Origin of the sequence: Quadrisphaera sp. RL12-1S, from assembly GCF_014270065.1 — a bacterium.
Lineage (GTDB): Bacteria > Actinomycetota > Actinomycetes > Actinomycetales > Quadrisphaeraceae > Quadrisphaera.
The window spans coordinates 29,555-45,407 of sequence record NZ_JACNME010000004.1; the positions used below are offsets into that span (position 1 = coordinate 29,555).

Annotated in this window: 15 protein-coding genes and 1 pseudogene; 11 read left to right on the forward strand and 5 right to left on the reverse strand. The window is 77.8% G+C overall.

Going from position 1 to position 15,853, the window contains the following annotated elements; genetic code table 11:
• Positions 1-33: 33 nt before the first annotated feature.
• Positions 34-666, reverse strand: coding sequence for a nitroreductase family protein (locus H7K62_RS08710; protein WP_186717580.1), 633 nt, complete (start codon positions 664-666; stop codon positions 34-36).
• Positions 667-765: 99 nt separating this feature from the next.
• Between H7K62_RS08710 and H7K62_RS08715 the strand changes: the two genes are divergently transcribed.
• Genes H7K62_RS08715 through H7K62_RS08730 form a run of 4 tightly spaced genes read left to right on the forward strand, consistent with a single transcriptional unit; the run spans position 766 to position 6,127 of the window.
• Positions 766-3,474 (forward strand): bifunctional acetate--CoA ligase family protein/GNAT family N-acetyltransferase, encoded by a 2,709-nt coding sequence (locus tag H7K62_RS08715; protein WP_186717581.1) that lies wholly within the window; start codon positions 766-768, stop codon positions 3,472-3,474.
• A 29-nt stretch (positions 3,475-3,503) separates the two neighbouring features.
• Complete coding sequence (locus H7K62_RS08720; protein ID WP_222437311.1) at positions 3,504-4,199, forward strand: DUF5998 family protein; 696 nt, start codon at positions 3,504-3,506, stop codon at positions 4,197-4,199.
• Complete coding sequence (locus H7K62_RS08725) at positions 4,196-5,437, forward strand: alkaline phosphatase family protein (RefSeq protein ID WP_222437312.1); 1,242 nt, start codon at positions 4,196-4,198, stop codon at positions 5,435-5,437. Before H7K62_RS08720 ends, H7K62_RS08725 begins: the two co-directional genes overlap by 4 nt.
• Positions 5,438-5,461: 24 nt before the next feature.
• Complete coding sequence (locus H7K62_RS08730; protein ID WP_186717582.1) at positions 5,462-6,127, forward strand: thymidine kinase; 666 nt, start codon at positions 5,462-5,464, stop codon at positions 6,125-6,127.
• A gap of 33 nt (positions 6,128-6,160) precedes the next feature.
• On the opposite strand, the gene sepH is transcribed toward H7K62_RS08730, so the two are convergent.
• Complete coding sequence (sepH, locus tag H7K62_RS08735; RefSeq protein WP_186717583.1) at positions 6,161-7,924, reverse strand: septation protein SepH; 1,764 nt, start codon at positions 7,922-7,924, stop codon at positions 6,161-6,163.
• A 257-nt stretch (positions 7,925-8,181) separates the two neighbouring features.
• On the opposite strand from sepH, the gene H7K62_RS08740 reads away from it, so the two are divergent.
• The 3 genes from H7K62_RS08740 (at position 8,182) to H7K62_RS08750 (ending at position 10,928) form a co-directional block, all read left to right on the forward strand.
• The gene (locus tag H7K62_RS08740) at positions 8,182-9,336 is read left to right on the forward strand and encodes a ferrochelatase (protein ID WP_186717584.1); all 1,155 of its coding nucleotides are present in this window, start codon (positions 8,182-8,184) and stop codon (positions 9,334-9,336) included.
• The gene (locus H7K62_RS08745) at positions 9,333-10,208 is read left to right on the forward strand and encodes an inositol monophosphatase family protein (protein ID WP_370591682.1); all 876 of its coding nucleotides are present in this window, start codon (positions 9,333-9,335) and stop codon (positions 10,206-10,208) included. Before H7K62_RS08740 ends, H7K62_RS08745 begins: the two co-directional genes overlap by 4 nt.
• 420 nt (positions 10,209-10,628) lie before the next feature.
• Positions 10,629-10,928, forward strand: coding sequence for a DUF4193 domain-containing protein (locus H7K62_RS08750; protein ID WP_139711256.1), 300 nt, complete (start codon positions 10,629-10,631; stop codon positions 10,926-10,928).
• 85 nt (positions 10,929-11,013) lie between these two features.
• Here H7K62_RS08750 and H7K62_RS08755 read toward each other — a convergent pair whose 3' ends face one another.
• On the reverse strand, positions 11,014-11,646 hold the full coding sequence (locus H7K62_RS08755; RefSeq protein ID WP_186717585.1) for a DUF3093 domain-containing protein: 633 nt from the start codon (positions 11,644-11,646) through the stop codon (positions 11,014-11,016).
• Between the two features lie 126 nt (positions 11,647-11,772).
• On the opposite strand from H7K62_RS08755, the pseudogene dut reads away from it, so the two are divergent.
• The 4 genes and pseudogenes from dut to H7K62_RS08775 all read left to right on the forward strand — a co-directional run.
• Positions 11,773-12,237: pseudogene (gene dut / locus H7K62_RS08760) on the forward strand (dUTP diphosphatase); the annotation flags it as partial.
• Between the two features lie 110 nt (positions 12,238-12,347).
• Positions 12,348-13,112: a DUF3710 domain-containing protein gene (locus tag H7K62_RS08765; protein WP_186718053.1), complete on the forward strand. Its 765-nt coding sequence runs from the start codon at positions 12,348-12,350 to the stop codon at positions 13,110-13,112.
• A gap of 111 nt (positions 13,113-13,223) precedes the next feature.
• Positions 13,224-13,616 carry an OB-fold nucleic acid binding domain-containing protein gene (locus H7K62_RS08770; protein ID WP_186717586.1) on the forward strand — a complete coding sequence of 131 codons (393 nt, stop codon included), beginning with the start codon at positions 13,224-13,226 and terminating at the stop codon, positions 13,614-13,616.
• A 16-nt stretch (positions 13,617-13,632) separates the two neighbouring features.
• On the forward strand, positions 13,633-14,355 hold the full coding sequence (locus tag H7K62_RS08775; RefSeq protein WP_370591683.1) for a DUF3159 domain-containing protein: 723 nt from the start codon (positions 13,633-13,635) through the stop codon (positions 14,353-14,355).
• On the opposite strand, the gene H7K62_RS23730 is transcribed toward H7K62_RS08775, so the two are convergent.
• Both H7K62_RS23730 and H7K62_RS08785 read right to left on the reverse strand, forming a co-directional pair.
• Positions 14,352-15,041, reverse strand: coding sequence for a potassium channel family protein (locus tag H7K62_RS23730; protein WP_186717587.1), 690 nt, complete (start codon positions 15,039-15,041; stop codon positions 14,352-14,354). The two genes, H7K62_RS08775 and H7K62_RS23730, sit on opposite strands and share 4 nt — an antisense overlap.
• 82 nt (positions 15,042-15,123) lie before the next feature.
• Positions 15,124-15,786 (reverse strand): potassium channel family protein, encoded by a 663-nt coding sequence (locus H7K62_RS08785; protein ID WP_186717588.1) that lies wholly within the window; start codon positions 15,784-15,786, stop codon positions 15,124-15,126.
• Between the last annotated feature and the right edge of the window lie 67 nt (positions 15,787-15,853).

Genomic DNA, 15,853 nt, shown 5'->3' on the forward strand with positions numbered 1-15,853 from the left:
GCCGCGGGAGCCCGGCCGGTCCGCGGACCGGTGTCAGGTCCCGGTGACCCAGGGCCGGCCGTGGGCGCCGTCGTGCACCACGGCGGCCACGGCAGGCCGGCGCCGTGAGCGCGGGAGCTCGGGGGCGGGGTGCCCCAGCACCACGGCCGCGGTGAGGCGGTGGGAGGGGGGGATCCCGAACGCCCCCCGCACCCGCGCCCAGCGCGGCGGGGGCACGCCCACCAGGCAGCCGCCCAGCCCGGCGTCCACGGCAGCCAGGAGCACCAGCAGGCCGGACGCCCCCGCGTCCACGTCCCACCAGGGCACCGGCCAGGAGGCGGCGTCGGAGTGGTCGGGGCCGAGGTCCGGGCGGGCCCGTTCCTTGTCGGGCCGGGCGTACCGCTCGACGTAGGCGCCCGGGTCGGCCAGGCACAGCACCACCACCGGGGCGGTGAGCATCCCGGCCAGCCAGGGGTCGGGGGAGCCGACGTCGTCGCTGGTGGCGCGCCAGTAGCGGTCGCGGTCCGCTGCGCTGGTGAGCACGAGCAGCGACCTGCCCTGCGAGCCCCCGGCGGTCGGTCCGCCGACCCCGGCGGCCACCACGGCGTCCAGCGCCTCGCGGGAGACGGGGGCGCCGGTGAACCGCCGCACCGCCCGCCGGCGCCGCAGCACCTCGTCGAGCTCCACGGCCCCGACCCTGCCACCCCGCCGGCACCCCGCCGCACGGACCTGCGCCGTCCTGCGGTGGAGCGCCGCGGCCGTCGCTCGCCGACTAACCTCGACACCGTGTCACCCACCCACCCCGCGTGGACGCGCGCGTGGGAGGCGGACGTCGTCCTGAGGGACGGGGGAGCGGCCCACATCCGCCCGATCCGCCCCGCCGACGCCGACGCGCTGCAGGCCTTCCACGTGGCCCAGTCGCCGCGCTCCACCTACCTGCGCTTCTTCGCCCCGATGCCGCGCCTGTCCCCGCGCGACCTCACCCGGTTCACCACGGTCGACCACCACGACCGGGTGGCCCTGGTGGTGCTGGTGGGCGAGGCGATCATCGGCGTCGGCCGCTACGACCGCGTCGGTGACGGTGTGGCCGAGGTGGCCTTCAACGTCTCCGACGCCCACCAGGGCCGCGGCGTGGGCTCGGTGCTGCTGGAGCACCTCGTGGTGGCGGCCCGCGAGCAGGGCATCACCCGCTTCGTGGCGGAGGTGCTGCCCGAGAACCGCAAGATGCTCGACGTCTTCACCGAGGCGGGGTTCGCCACCACCCGCGCCGTCGAGGACGGCGTGGTCATGCTCACGGTGGACGTCACCCCCACCGACAGGTCCCGCGAGGTCATGGAGGCCCGCGAGCACCGCGCCGAGGCGGAGAGCCTGCGCCGGCTGCTGCACCCCCGCTCGGTGGTGGTGGTGGGCGCCGGGCGCCGGCCGGGCTCGGTGGGCGGGCGGCTCCTGGCCGACCTCGTCGGCGGCGGCTTCACCGGCGCCGTGCACGTGGTGCACCCCGAGGCCGACGTCGTGCGGGGCGTGCCGGCGGTGCGCTCCCTGTCCGACGTGCCCGGGCCCGTGGACCTCGCCGTGGTCGCGGTGCCCGCGGAGTCCGTCAACGGCGTGGTCGCCGAGCTGGCGCAGCTGGACGTGCGCGGCCTGGTGGTGGTCTCCAGCGGCTTCGCCGAGGTCGACGCCGACGGCCTGGCGCGCCAGCGGGAGCTGCTGCGCCTGGCGCGGGTGCACGGGATGCGCCTGGTGGGCCCGACCTCGTTCGGGATCATCAACACCGACCCCGCGGTGAGGCTCAACGCGTCCCTGGCCCCGGTGGTGCCCCCGTCCGGGGGCCTGGGCCTGTTCAGCCAGTCCGGGGCGCTCGGCGTGGCCGTGCTCGACGCCGCCCACCGCCGCGGCCTGGGCGTGTCCACCTTCGTCTCGGCGGGCAACCGCGCCGACGTCTCCGGCAACGACTGCATGCAGTACTGGCAGGACGACCCCGCCACCTCCGTGGTCGGGCTCTACCTGGAGAGCGTCGGCAACCCCCGCAAGTTCTCCCGCGTGGCCCGGGGGCTGGCGCGCACCAAGCCCGTCGTCGTCGTGAAGTCCGGGGTCAGCTCCTTCACCGTGCCCCCGGGGCACGCCGTGCGCGAGACCCGCGCGCCCCGCGAGGCCCTCGACGCGATGCTGCGCCAGGCCGGCGTCATCCGCGTGGACAACGTCCACCAGCTCTTCGACGTGGCGCAGCTGCTGCAGACCCAGCCGCTGCCGGCCGGGGAGCGCGTGGGCGTGGTCGCCAACTCCGGGGCCCTGGCGGCGCTCGCGGCCGAGGCCGCGGTCTCGTGGGGGCTGGACGTGGCCGACCCGGTGGTGGTGGCCCCGGAGGCCGACGCCTCCGAGGTCCGGACCGCCCTCGAGCGGGTCTTCACCGACCCCGACGTCGACGTGGTGGTGGCCTGCCTCATCCCGCCGGTGGCCGAGGTCGACCGGGAGGTCGTCACGGCCCTGCAGGAGGTGGCGGCGGCCGCGGGCAAGCCGTGCGCGGCGTGCCTGGTCGCGCTGGTCGGCGGCGTGGAGCCCACCCGCACCCTCCAGCCCCCCAGCCGGCCCCGGGACGACGACGACGGCGCCGGCCGGCCGGCCGCCGCTGCGCTGCCGGTCTACACGACCCCCGAGGACGCCGTCCGCTCGCTGGCGGCCGTGGTGCGCTACGCCGCGTGGCGGCGGCGCGACCACGGCGCCCGGGTGGCCCCCGCGGGCACCGACGCGCGGGCGGCGCGGGCGCTGGTGGAGTCGCTGCTGGACGGGCGCACGCCCGACGACCCCCCGCTGCGGCTGGAGCAGGAGGAGGTCGCCGCCCTGCTCGCGTGCTACGGGGTGCAGCTGTGGCCGGTGGTCACGGTGCGCTCCGCGGACGAGGCGGTGCGCGCGGCGGACCGGGTGGGCTGGCCGGTGGTGGTCAAGGCCACCGAGCGCCACCTGCGCCACCCCGGCCTGGGCGGGGTCCGCCTGGACGTCAGCGACGCCCGGGAGCTGCGCGCCCACGTCGACGCCATGCTCGCCGGTCCCGCCGGCAGCGGAGGGGGGCCGGCCCCCGCGCTGCTCGTGCAGGCCATGGCGCCCTCCGGCATCTCCGTGCTCGTGCGGACCCTGGAGGACCCGCTGTTCGGACCGCTGGTCTCCTTCGGGCTCGCGGGGGACACCACCGTGCTGCTCGGGGACGTCTCCCACCGCATCCCGCCGCTGACCGACGTGGACGTGGTGGACCTGGTCCGCACGCTGCGCGCGGCTCCGCGCCTGTTCGGGTACATGGGCACCCCCGCCGTCGACGTCGGCTCGCTGGAGGACCTGCTGGCGCGGATCTCGGTGATGGCCGACGACCTGCCGGAGGTGTTCTCCAGCGAGCTCTCGCCGGTGCAGGTGGCCGAGCGCGGCCTGGCGGTGCTGGGGGCCCAGGTGGAGCTGGCGGTGCCGGTGGGCCGCTCCGACGCCGGCCGGCGGGTGCTGCCCGCCTGACGTCGGACCCCGGTGGGAGGATGGCCGGCGTGTGGGGTGGTGAGGGCGCCGGCAGACGGCGAGCGGAGGGGCCGGAGGGCCTCCTGGGTGGCGGGACGTCCAGCGCACCGGCGGTGCCGGGCTGGCGCAGCGAGGCGCCCGGCGAGGCCGAGCGCCTCCCGCGGGACCTGGTGGCCGAGCTCGAGCAGACGGGGTACTACCCGCAGCTGCTCGCCGACGTGGTCCTGCAGTCCCTCGCCGGCGAGCCGCTCGTGGACGCGCTGGTGCACCTGGAGACCACGTTCGACGCCGACGCCGTGCGCCGCCACGTCACGGTGCTGGCCCTGACGGCCACCCGGCTCGTCACCGCCCACGTGGACGACCACGACCCGCCGGAGACCGGCGGTGCGCCGGTGGCGGTGGCCTCCTCGGAGTCCGTGCCCCTGCACGACGTGCGCTCGGTGGTGGTGGGCCACCGCGTCACCGCGCCCGAGCGGCACCGGTCCGGCGCCGCCCCCCAGGAGCTCACCCTCACGGTGGCCTGGGGGACCCTCAGCCGCCTCGACGTGGAGCCCGCCACCTGCGGAGACCCCGAGTGCGACGCCGACCACGGCTACACCGGCACCATGACCGCTGACGACGTGTCGCTGCGGATCAGCGCCGACGCCGAGGGCGAGGCCGCGGTGCTGGCCGCCCGGCGCTTCGCCCGCAGCCTCACCAGGGCCACCCGGGCTCCGCGCGCGTGAGCACCCCGTCGCCGCGCGGTCCCGCGGTGCAGGGCGCGCTGGCGGACGTGCTGCCCGCGGTGGCGGACCTGCTGGGCGCCCCGGTCCGGGAGGAGCCCTCCCCGCTGACCGCGGCGCTGCGGGAGGCCCACGACGGCGTCGAGCAGGTCTGCGTGCTGCTGGTCGACGGGCTCGGGGAGCGGCTCCTGGCGGCGCGCGGCGGCCACGCCCCGCGGCTGCGCTCCATGGCAGCCGCGGCGGGGGCTCCCGGCGCGGCGGTGCTCGCCGCCGGCTACCCCTCCACCACGGCCACCTCCACAGCGTCCATCGGCACCGGCCTGCACCCCGGGCAGCACGGGATCATGGGTTACCAGGTGCGCGACCCCGCCACCGGGGTCCTCTTCAACGAGCTCTCCTGGGAGGTCGCTCCGGGAGCCGGGGGACCGGGGGCGGGAGCCGCCGGTGCGCCGCCGCCGGACCCGCGCCGCTGGCAGCCGCACCCGACCGTCTTCGAGCACCTCGCCGCCGCCGGCGCCGCGGTCACGCGGGTGGGCCCGGGCTTCTTCGACGGCTCCGGGCTCACCGAGGCCACCTCCCGCGGCGGGCGCTTCCGGGCGGCGTCCAGCCTCGCGGGCCGGGTGGAGGCCGGTCTGGGGTCGCTGCGCGCCGCGGCCCGGGAGCGGACCCGCGCCCTGGTGCACGTCTACTGGGGAGACCTCGACAAGGCCGGCCACACGCACGGCTGGGCCTCACCGCAGTGGTCCGACGAGCTGGAGCGCGTCGACGCGGCCGTCGCGGACCTGCTGGCCGGGCTGCCACCGCGAGCGGTGCTGCTGGTCACCGGCGACCACGGCATGGTCGACGTCCCGGACGACGCCCGCTGGGACGTGGCCGCCGACCCCGAGCTGGCCGCCGGGGTGCAGGTGGTGGCGGGGGAGCCGCGCGCCCCCCAGCTGCACTGCGCCCCCGGAGCAGCGGCCGACGTGCTCGCCACCTGGCGCGAGCGGCTCGGCCACGTCCTGGAGGTGGCCAGCCGCGAGGAGGCCGTCGAGGCCGGCTGGTTCGGCCCGCACGGCCTCGACGCGGCCGTGCTCGAGCGGACCGGCGACGTGGTCGCCGCGGCCAGCGGCGCGGTGTCCGTGCACGACAGCCGCGTGCAGCGCCCCGAGCTCGCGGGCCTGGTGGGCATGCACGGCGGCCGCACCGCCGACGAGGTGCTCGTCCCGCTGCTGGTCTCCGGGAGCCCCCGCCGCCGCTGAGGAGGCGCCCGCCAAGATGGGGGTGTGGCCGAGCTCGTCTTCTTCTCCGGGACCATGGACAGCGGGAAGTCGACCCTCGCGCTCCAGGTCGACCACAACCACCGCGCCCGCGGGCGCCGGGGGCTGCTGTTCACGCGGGACGACCGCGCCGGGGCCGACACCATCTCCAGCCGCCTCGGCCTGCGCCGGCCCGCCCACGAGGTGACGGCGGGCACCGACTTCGAAGCCGTCGTCTCCCGAGCGCGCGAGGACGGCCCGCTGGACTACCTCGTCTGCGACGAGGCCCAGTTCTACCGCCCCGAGCAGGTGGAGCAGCTGGCCCGCGTCGTCGACGAGGCGGGCGTGGACGTGTACGCGTTCGGCATCACCAGCGACTTCCGGACCCGGCTCTTCCCCGGCAGCGCCCGCCTCGTGGAGCTGGCCGACCGCGTGCAGGTGCTCCAGGTCGAGGCGCTGTGCTGGTGCGGGGCGCGGGCCACCCACAACGCGCGCACGGTCGACGGGACGATGGTCACCGACGGCGAGCAGGTGGTGGTCGGAGACGTCTCCGCCGGCGCGGGCGCCGTCGGCTACGAGGTGCTGTGCCGCCGCCACCACATGCGCCGCGAGACCGAGGCCACCGCGGGCCGCCGCGCCCCCTCGACGACGACGGACGTCGACGTCCGGGAGGCCGCCGCGCGCCCCTGCTGAGCGCCCCTGCTGGGGCCGAGAACGGCTCCGGTCTCAGTCGCGCCGGGGCGCCCCGAACACGATCTCGTCCCAGCTGGGCACGCTGCGCCGGCGGCGGGCGGGCTGCTCGCCGGGGTCGTCGCCGTCGTGCTCGGGGTCCTCGACGCCGTCCGGGGCGGGGACGCTGCGCGAGACCTGAGGACGGACGTCCTCGTCGTCCTCGTCCCGGGCGGGACCGGACGGGGAGGGGCGTGGTGAGGCCTGCGGCTGGGGGGACGGTGCGGCGTCGCTCCCGCGCCAGCGCTCGCGGCGGGTGGTCGGCTCCCGGCGCAGGAGCTCGCCGTCGAGGTCGGCGTCACGGGGCAGCTCCCGCGGCGTGCTGCCGGTCGCGGGTGGCGCCGGCACCGGAGCCGGGGTGGAGGGCAGGGGCTCGGTGGGCGGGGGAGCGGGGACCAGGCCCAGCGAGGCCCGCGGGCCGGCGGGGGCGGGCGGCGCGTCGTCGTCCTCCCCGGCACCGGCGGGGTCGTCCCCGGAGCGGGGGATCTGCAGCCCCCGCGGAGGCGTGACCATGCGCAGGCGCGCGCGGGCCCTGTCGACCTCCTCCTGCAGCTCCAGCGCGTCGGGGTCGGAGCCCGGGGGCAGGTCCAGCAGGGCGTTGAGGAGGTCGTCGTCCTCCTCGTCGTCCCAGGGCTCACCGTCGGGGCCCATGTCGAGGGGCACCCGGCGCCCGCGCCGGTCGCGCAGGGCGTCGAGCAGGTCCAGCGTGCGCGAGGCGAGGTCGTCGGCGGTGACCGGCTCGTCCGACGCGGCGCCGTCGTCCTCCGGCTCCTCGAGCTCGGGCGGTGCCGTGGGCGCAGCCGGTGGTGCCGCCGACGCCGGAGCGGCCGGTGCGGCGAACGGCGAGGGCGCCGGGCTCCGGGGCGACGGCGGCGGTCCGGCGTCGCGGTGCGGCCCGTCGGCCGGCGTCTCCACCGGGCCCGCGGGGGGCGAGGGCTCGAAGGTGACCGGCGGCGCCGTGGTCGACACCGAGCCCGGGGCCAGCGAGGGGCCGGCACCCGTGGACGGCGCGGACGGCGCGGGCGCGTGGCCGGAGGCGTGCCCCGCGGGGCTGGCCGGCTCGTGACCGCCCTCGAGGCGGGCGTCCTCGGCCTCCACGTCGTAGACGCGCACGGCGGCCAGGCGGCGGCCCGTCGGGTCGTCCGAGGGGGCCGTCAGCCACCGCGCCTCGTCGTCCAGGGGCTCCAGCACGCGGTTGGACGGGGCGAAGGACCACTGGGCGGACCGGTCGCGGCCGGCGGCGCGGAAGGCCACCTGCACCGCCCAGCCGCCGTCGCGGCGCCAGGCGTCCCACGCTGCGGTGCCCGGGTCGGCGCCGCGGGCCAGCAGGCGGGCGCGGACGGCCTCCTCCAGCGTCAGGCGGCCGGGACCGCCGCGCACCACGGCCAGCTTGGCGAGGTTGGCCACGTGGGCGCGCTCGGCCAGCACGGGCCCCTCGTAGCGCTGCACCTGCTCCAGCGGGACCCCGGCGTCGGCGGCGACGTCCGCGGCGGTCTCGCCGGCGCGGATGCGGGCCTGGATGTCCCGCGGGCGCAGGGGCTCGCTGACCACCGGCACGGGGTGGGTGACGGGCCCCGCGCTGCGCACCGCGGCCCGCAGGCGCGAGCCCGCGGGCAGGCGGAAGCGCCGCCCGTCGGGGGCCTCCAGCAGCAGCACCGACGGGTCCGACGGGTCGGCGCCGACCACCGCCAGCTCCACGGGCGCGTCCGCACCCGCCGCTGCGGCGTCCGCCACCAGCGGCTCCTCCAGCCCGTCGCGCACCCGACCTCCCCGTCTCGTCAGCTCGCACCGTCGGCGCGGCGGTGCCGCGGCACCCCGCCGCGGACCCGAGCAGCCAGGGTGCCACCCGCGCTTCCCCCGCGTCGAGGCGCCGCGTCGGCCGCGCGCGGCGCCCGGCGGGTCGCGCGGGGGACTTCCACCGGATCGTCCCGCCGCGTCCGGTGCTGCCCGGTGCCGCACGGGCGGTCTCCGGTCGATCTCCCTGCGCCGTCCTCAGCCGCACGGGGCAGGATGGACGGGTGAGTGCCGAGACGTCCCCGAGCGCCCCGTACGACGCGCTCGTGCTCCTGTCCTTCGGTGGGCCCGAGGGCCCCGACGACGTGGTGCCGTTCCTGGAGAACGTCACCCGCGGCCGCGGGATCCCCCGCGAGCGCCTCGTCGAGGTGGGTGAGCACTACTTCGCCTTCGGCGGGCGCAGCCCCATCAACGACCAGAACAAGGAGCTGCTGGCGGCGCTGCGGGCCGAGCTGGACGCGCGCGGCCTGGACGGCCTGCCGCTGGTGTGGGGCAACCGGAACTGGGAGCCCTACCTGACCGACACCCTGCGCGAGGCCCACGAGGCCGGTGCCCGCCGGGTGCTGGTGCTGACCACCAGCGCGTACGCGTCGTACTCCGGCTGCCGCCAGTACCGCGAGGACGTGGCCGCCTCCCTCATCGCCCTGGCCGGGGAGGGCCGCGCGCTGCGCGCCGACAAGGTGCGCCACTACTTCAACGCCCCCGGCTTCCTGGACGCCAACACCGACGCGGTGCTGGCCGCGCTGGACGAGCTCGACGACGACGTGCGCGACGGCGCCCACCTCGTCTTCACCACGCACTCCATCCCGACGGGGATGGCCGAGGCCGCGGGGCCCGGTGGCGGGGCCTACGAGGCCCAGCACGAGGCCGTGCGCGCCGAGGTGGTCCGCCGCGTGGCCGAGCGCACCGGGGTGGAGCACCCGAGCGCGCTGGTCTACTGCTCGCGCTCCGGCCCGCCCACCCAGCCGTGGCTCGAACCCGACGTCAACGACCACCTCGAGGCGATCAGCGCGGCGGGCGCGCCGGCCGCCGTGGTCGCCCCCGTGGGGTTCATCAGCGACCACATGGAGGTCAAGTACGACCTCGACACCGAGGCCGCCGAGACGGCCGAGGGCCTGGGGCTGCCGGTGGCCCGCGCGGCGACCGCCGGTGTGCACAGCGCCTTCGTGAGGACCCTCGTGGACCTCGTGGTCGAGCGGGCGGCCGCGGAGCGCGGCGAGGCGCCGCAGCGCCCCGCGGTGGGGCCGCTCGGCGCCAGCCACGACGTGTGCCCCGTCGGGTGCTGCCGGAACCTGCGCACGCCCGACCGGCCGGCAGCCTGCGGCGCGGACTGGGTGGACCCGCAGGTGGCCGCCGCCCCGTCCGGGACCGCCTCGTGAGCGCGGCGGTGCCGCCGGCCGCCGAAGGCGCCTCGGGCCTGCCGGGCGGGCTCTCGCCGCAGGAGGCGGACGCCCTGGTCGCCCTGGCCGAGCGGGCGGCGCGGGCCGCCGGGGAGCTGGTGCGCGCCGGCCGCGCCGAGCACGGGGCCGTGACGGCCACCAAGTCGAGCCGCACGGACGTGGTCACGGCCATGGACACGGCCGCCGAGCAGCTGATCCGGGACCTCCTGCGGGCCGAGCGCCCGCAGGACGCCGTGCTCGGCGAGGAGGGCGGCACCACCGGGGGCACCAGCGGTCTGACCTGGGTGCTCGACCCCATCGACGGCACCGTCAACTACGTGTACGGCATCCCCGCGTACGCGGTGAGCGTGGCCGTGGTGGCGGGGGAGCCGGCTCCGCCGCACTGGCAGCCGGTGGCCGGGTGCGTCCACAACCCCGAGACCGGGGAGACGTGGACCGCTGTCCGGGGAGCCGGCGCGCGCCTCGACGGCGAGCCGGTCGTGGCGGCGGCCGGGCCGCCGCTCGCGGAGGCCCTCGTCGGCACCGGGTTCGGCTACACCGCGCAGCGGCGCCAGGAGCAGGCCGGCGTGGTGGCCCACCTGCTCCCGCGGGTGCGCGACGTGCGCCGCATCGGCTCCGCCGCCCTCGACCTGTGCGCCGTCGCCAGCGGACGCCTGGACGCCTTCTACGAGCGCGGCCTCAACCCCTGGGACGCGGCGGCCGGGTGGCTGGTCGCGGCGGAGGCGGGGGTGGCGCTGGTGGGCCTGGACGGCGCCGGGGCCAGCCAGGAGATGCTCGTGGCCGCCGCACCCCGGCTCGCCGAGGAGCTCGCCGCGGAGCTGTTCCGGGCGGGGGCCCTGCCGCCCGTCTGAGGCCGCCTGCGGCCCTCTGCCGTCCCTCTGCCGTCCCTCTGCCGTCCCTCTGCCGTCCCTCTGCCGGCCCTCTGCCGGCCGGCTGCCGGGCCCGCTCCGCACGGGTCCGGCAGCCGCCTCGCGGGGGCTCCGGGGGGACCCGGTGCGCGCGCCTGGAGCGGGTAGGGCATGATCCCGGCGCTACCGGGCATGCCAGCGGCGTCCCCGGTGTTGCAGGGGGTCCGTCCACCGCGGGCGGTGAGGAGAAGCAGGCCATCCACAGAGGTTTCCCAGTCGTGTCGCAGTCGGATCTGCGGCGGCAGCCGGTACACCTGGCGGTCCGCCTCAGCGCCGGAGGGCACGACCCACGGCCAGCCGTCCCCACCGCGCCCGGCAGGACCCCGACCAGCCCCACCACCAGCCAGATCCGGAGCAGCCACCATGGCGACCGACTACGACGCACCCCGCAAGACCGATGACGAGCTGTCCGAGGACTCGATCGAGGAGCTGAAGGCCCGCCGCAACGAGCCCGGCGCCGCCTCGGTCGACGAGGACGAGACCGAGGCCGCCGAGGGCTTCGAGCTCCCGGGAGCCGACCTCTCCGGCGAGGAGCTCTCCGTGCGCGTCCTCCCGCGCCAGGCCGACGAGTTCATGTGCTCGCAGTGCTTCCTCGTGCACCACCGCAGCCAGCTGGCCAGCGACGACGGCGGGCAGCTCGTCTGCACCGAGTGCGCGGCCTGACACCCAGCACCCACCGCCTCCAGCCCCGGGACCGCCGGGGCTGGAGGACCACCGCCCCCGCGGGTGGCGCCCGCTGAGCGGGCAGCTAGTCCGCGGGGCGCCCCTGAGCGCCCCGGTCCGAGCCCAGCTCCGGCCGGGGCGCCGCCGCGTCCAGCGCCTCGCGGCTGCCCGGGCCCCACAGCGGCAGACCGCCGCTGAAGGGCACGTGCACGGCCACGGGGCCGCTCACGCCGTGCCGCGCCAGCGCCTCCACGAGGTCCTCGGGGTGCCGGCAGGAGAAGAGCCACGCCGGCGTGGGGTCCTCGGGGTCCCCGAGGCCCACCAGGACCACCGGGTCCACCCAGCCGCGCAGCAGCAGGTGCGTGCGGGCGTCGAGCAGCGGTCCGCGCAGCGCGGTGGCCCGCTCGCCGCGGGCGGCCACGGCACCGGTGAGGTGGTGCACCTCCACGTGCGCCTCCCCGACCCGCAGCACGCCGTCCGCGCCCAGGGCCACCACCGAGCTGGCCGAGACCAGCCAGGCCACCACCACCAGCGCCATCACCGCGCCGCCCACGACCACCCAGACCGGGCCGCCGATGAACCCGGTGGCGGCGCCGAACGCCGCGGCCAGCGGCACCAGCAGCCACGTGGCCGGCTTCGGCCACAGGCGCTCGGAGAACCCGGGTCCGGTCTGCTGAGGCTGCTGCGCCGCGTCCTGCGGCTCGTGCGAGAGGCCCACCCCGCCAGCCTCGCACGTCCCGCAGCCGCCTACGCTCGGCCCGTGACAGGCGTGCTCGCAGCAGGGGCGGGGCTCGAGGGCGACCCGGCCGGCCCCTCGACAGGCCCGCACGGGTCGAGCGCGGCGCTGCCCGGCGCGGAGGAGCTCGAGGTCCCCCTGCAGCGCCTCACCGCAGACCTGCCCGACCCCTCCTACGCCCACCCCGGGGACGCCGGCGCGGACCTGCGCTCCGCCGTGGACGCCGTCATCGCCCCCGGGGGGCGCGCGACGCTGCCCACCGGCGTGGCCGTGGCCGTCCCCGACGGCTGGGCCGCCTTCGTGCACCCCCGCTCCGGCCTGGCGGCCCGCCACGGGGTCACCACCCTCAACGGGCCCGGCACGGTGGACGCCGGCTACCGCGGCGAGGTCCGCGTGACCCTGGTCAACACCGACGCCGTCGAGCCCTTCCAGGTGCGCCGCGGCGACCGCATCGCCCAGCTGGTGCTCCAGCGCGTGGCGCGGGCCCGGTTCGTGCCCGTGGAGGTGCTGGACGCCACCGACCGGGGCAGCGGCGGGCACGGCTCCACCGGCGGATGGGACGCCGCCCCCGCGGGCGCGCAGGCGACCACCGACCCCACCGGCCAGAACACCGGCCAGACCACCGGCCAGACCACCGGTCAGACCACCGCGACCGGTTCCACCACGACGACGAGGGACGTGCTGTGAGCATCTTCCGGCGCCGCTCCGCGCGCGACGACGAGGCCGGAGAGGCCACCACCGGCTCCTCCCGTGACGGCGCTGACGGCGCTGACGGCTCTGACGGCGCCGGTGCCGCGACCTCGGCGGAGCCCGCGCAGGCCCCCGCACCCGCCGGCCTCTCGCCGCGGCCGCAGGGTCCCTTCGACGTGACCGAGGTGGACGACGAGCTGCCGCGGGTGGACCTCGGCGCCCTCCGCCTGCCCGGCGTGCCCGGCATGGAGCTGCGGCTGGAGGTCGAGGACGGCACCCGCCGCGTGGTGGCCGCCACGGTGGCGCTCGCCGGCTCCACGGCCCAGCTGCAGGCCTTCGCCGCGCCCCGCACCCAGGGCATCTGGGGCGAGGTCCGCGACGAGATCGCGGCGTCCCTGGCCAGCTCCGGCGGACTCTCCCAGGAGGTGCCCGGCCCGTACGGCACCGAGCTGGTGGCGCAGGTGCCCACGCGTCTGCCCGACGGCCAGGTGGTCGCCTCGCCGGCGCGCTTCGTGGGCGTGGACGGGCCGCGCTGGTTCCTGCGGGCGGTGCTGTCCGGCCCGGCGGCGGTGGACGCCCAGGCGGCGGCCCCCCTGGAGGAGCTGCTCCGCGGCGCCGTCGTGGTCCGCGGCGCCGAGGCCATGGCCCCCCGTGACCTGCTGCCGCTGCGGCTGCCCCAGGCGCCCCCCGGCGCCGCGCCGGCGGACGGGCAGCAGCCCGGCGCCGACGGGTCCGCGGCGGGGTCCGAGCAGGCCTAGCAGCGCGCCCGGGGGCCGCCCGGGCGAGTCCGTGCACCGCGCGCGCTCGTCCGGCCCAGCGGCTCCCGGACTCGCCCGCAGCACTCCCTCCGAGCGCCTACCCTCGTCGCCATGGGCACAGTGAAGTCCTCTCGCCACCCGCTCCTGCGCGCTCTGTCGCGGCTGACGGCGGGCAACGAGCAGCTGATCGCCGAGGACGCGCAGAAGGCCTCGGCCGCGATGGGCGGCACCCCCTGCGCCTCGCTGTCGGGACGCCGGCGCGCCAGCGTCTCGGGCACCCTGCGCACCGTGACGCTGCGTCCCCGGGCGGGGGTCCCGGCCCTGGTGGCGGAGCTGTTCGACGGCACCGGCACGCTCACGGTCATCTGGCTGGGACGGCGCGAGATCCCCGGCATCGTCCCCGGCGCCGCGGTGCGCGTGGAGGGTTTCGTGGGCTGCGACGACGGCCGCAAGACCGTCTACAACCCGCGCTACGAGCTCGTCCCCGCCACCGCCGCCTCCTGACCCGGGCGGCGCAGCGGTGAGCCTGCAGTCCGGCGTCGGACGGGCCGCCTCCGGCGAGCGGTTCTCGCTGGCGGACGCCGTCGGCGGTCCCCGCGGGGCCGTCGAGGCGGTCCTCCCCGGCCTCGTCTTCGTGATCGTGGTCACAGCCACCCGCTCGCTGGTGTGGGCCGGGGGGCTCGCCCTGAGCGTGGCCGCGCTGGCGGGCCTGGCGCGCCTCGTGGCGCGCCAGCCGCTGCAGCAGGCGCTCGCCGGCGCCGCGGGCGTGGCGATCTGCGCCTTCACCGCCTGGCGCACCGGCGACGCCGTCGACTTCTACTGGTGGGGGCTGCTGCTCAACGCCGTGTACGCGGTGGTGCTGGCCGTCTCCACCCTGCCGCTGCCGAAGGCCGGCCCCCTGCCCGGCGGCCCGCTGCCGGTGACCGGCCTGCTCGTCGCCGCCGCGCGCGGCGGAGGCCCGGGCAGCGGCGCGTGGCGGCGCGACCCCGCCCAGCTGCGCCTGCACCGCCGCCTCACCTGGATGTGGGTGGGCCTGTTCGTGCTGCGCCTGGCGGTGCAGACCCCGCTCTACCTCGCGGGTGCCGTGACAGCGCTGGGCGTGGCCCGGCTGGCCATGGGCCTGCCGCTGTTCGCCGCTGCCGCCTGGGTGACGTGGCTCGCGCTGCGCCGAGCGGGAGCCGCCGCGCAGGACGCTCCCGCGGCGGGGAGCTCCCCGCCGTCAGGGAGCCAGGGGGCTCACTAGTCCTCGAGGCCGCTCTGCCGGTCCGGCGCCGGGGGCGCCAGCAGCTCCTTGAGGGCCTCCTCGCTGTCCTGCACCGTGAGCAGGAGCAGCTGGTCGCGTCCCTCCAGGGCGTCGTCCGGGGACGGCGCGATGGGACGTCCCGTGCGGATGATGCCCACGAGCACGGTGTCCGGCGGCCACGCGACGTCACCGACCCGCGTGCCGGCCAGGGGGGAGGCCGCCGGGAGGGTCAGCTCCACCATGGCGGCGCCGCCCTGCTGGAAGGTGAACATCCGCACGAGGTCGCCGATGGAGACGGCCTCCTCGACCAGCGCCGTCATGAGCCGCGGCGTCGAGACCGCCACGTCGACGCCCCACGCCTCGTCGAACATCCACTCGTTCTTGGGGTTGTTGACCCGCGCCACTGTGCGCGGCACGCCGTACTCGGTCTTGGCGAGCAGGCTCGTCACGAGGTTGGCCTTGTCGTCCGCGGTGGCGGCCACCACCACGTCCGCGGTGTCGAGCGCGGCCTCGGACAGGCTGGAGGTCTCGCAGGAGTCGGCCAGCAGCCAGTCCGCCTCCGGCACCGACTGCATCTTCATCGCCCGGGGGTCCCTGTCGATGAGCAGCACCTGGTGCCCGTTGCCGAGCAGCTCGCGGGCGATGGACCGCCCCACGTTGCCCGCTCCGGCGATCACGACCCGCACGACGCCCCCTCGACCCTCGACACGCGGCCCACCCGGACCAGCGCCACCTGCAGCGCCAGCGCCGCTCGCACGGCCACCGCGCTCACTCCTCGGCCGCGGGCGGGCGGCCCAGCGCCCGCTCCACGCCCGCGACGTCCTCCGCGCGGGCGAGCAGGTGCACCTGGTCGCCGTCCTGGTGGACGGTGTCCGGTCCGGGCAGCAGCGCCCGGCCCAGCCGCACCAGGTAGGCGACGCGGGCGCCGACGCGGCCCTCCAGCACCGTCAGGCGGGTGCCCACCCAGCCCGGGTGCACCTGCACCTGGGCCAGGGACAGCGTCCCGGTGGTGTCGGTGAACTCGCTCGTGGCGCCCTGCGGGAGGATCCGCCGCAGCACCTGGTCGGCGGCCCACGGCACGGTGGCGACGGTGGGGATGCCGAGGCGCTCGTACACCTCGGCGCGCCCCGGGTCGTAGATGCGGGCGACGACGTTGGTCACGCCGAACGTCTCGCGGGCGACGCGCGCGGCGAGGATGTTGGAGTTGTCACCGCTGCTGACGGCGGCGAAGGCGTCAGCGCTCTCGATGCCGGCCTCGACGAGGGTGTCCCTGTCGAAGCCGACCCCGGTCACCCGGTCCCCGTCGAAGGGGCCGAGGCGCCGGAAGGCGTCGGGGTTCTGGTCCACCACGGTGACCTGGTGGCCGAGGGCGTCGAGGCGCAGGGCCAGGGCCGAGCCGACCCGCCCGCACCCCATGATGACCACGCGCACGCCAGCGAACCTACAGCGCGCGGCCGGGGGGCGGGGCGGCGGCGCCGCCGACCGGACGACGACCACG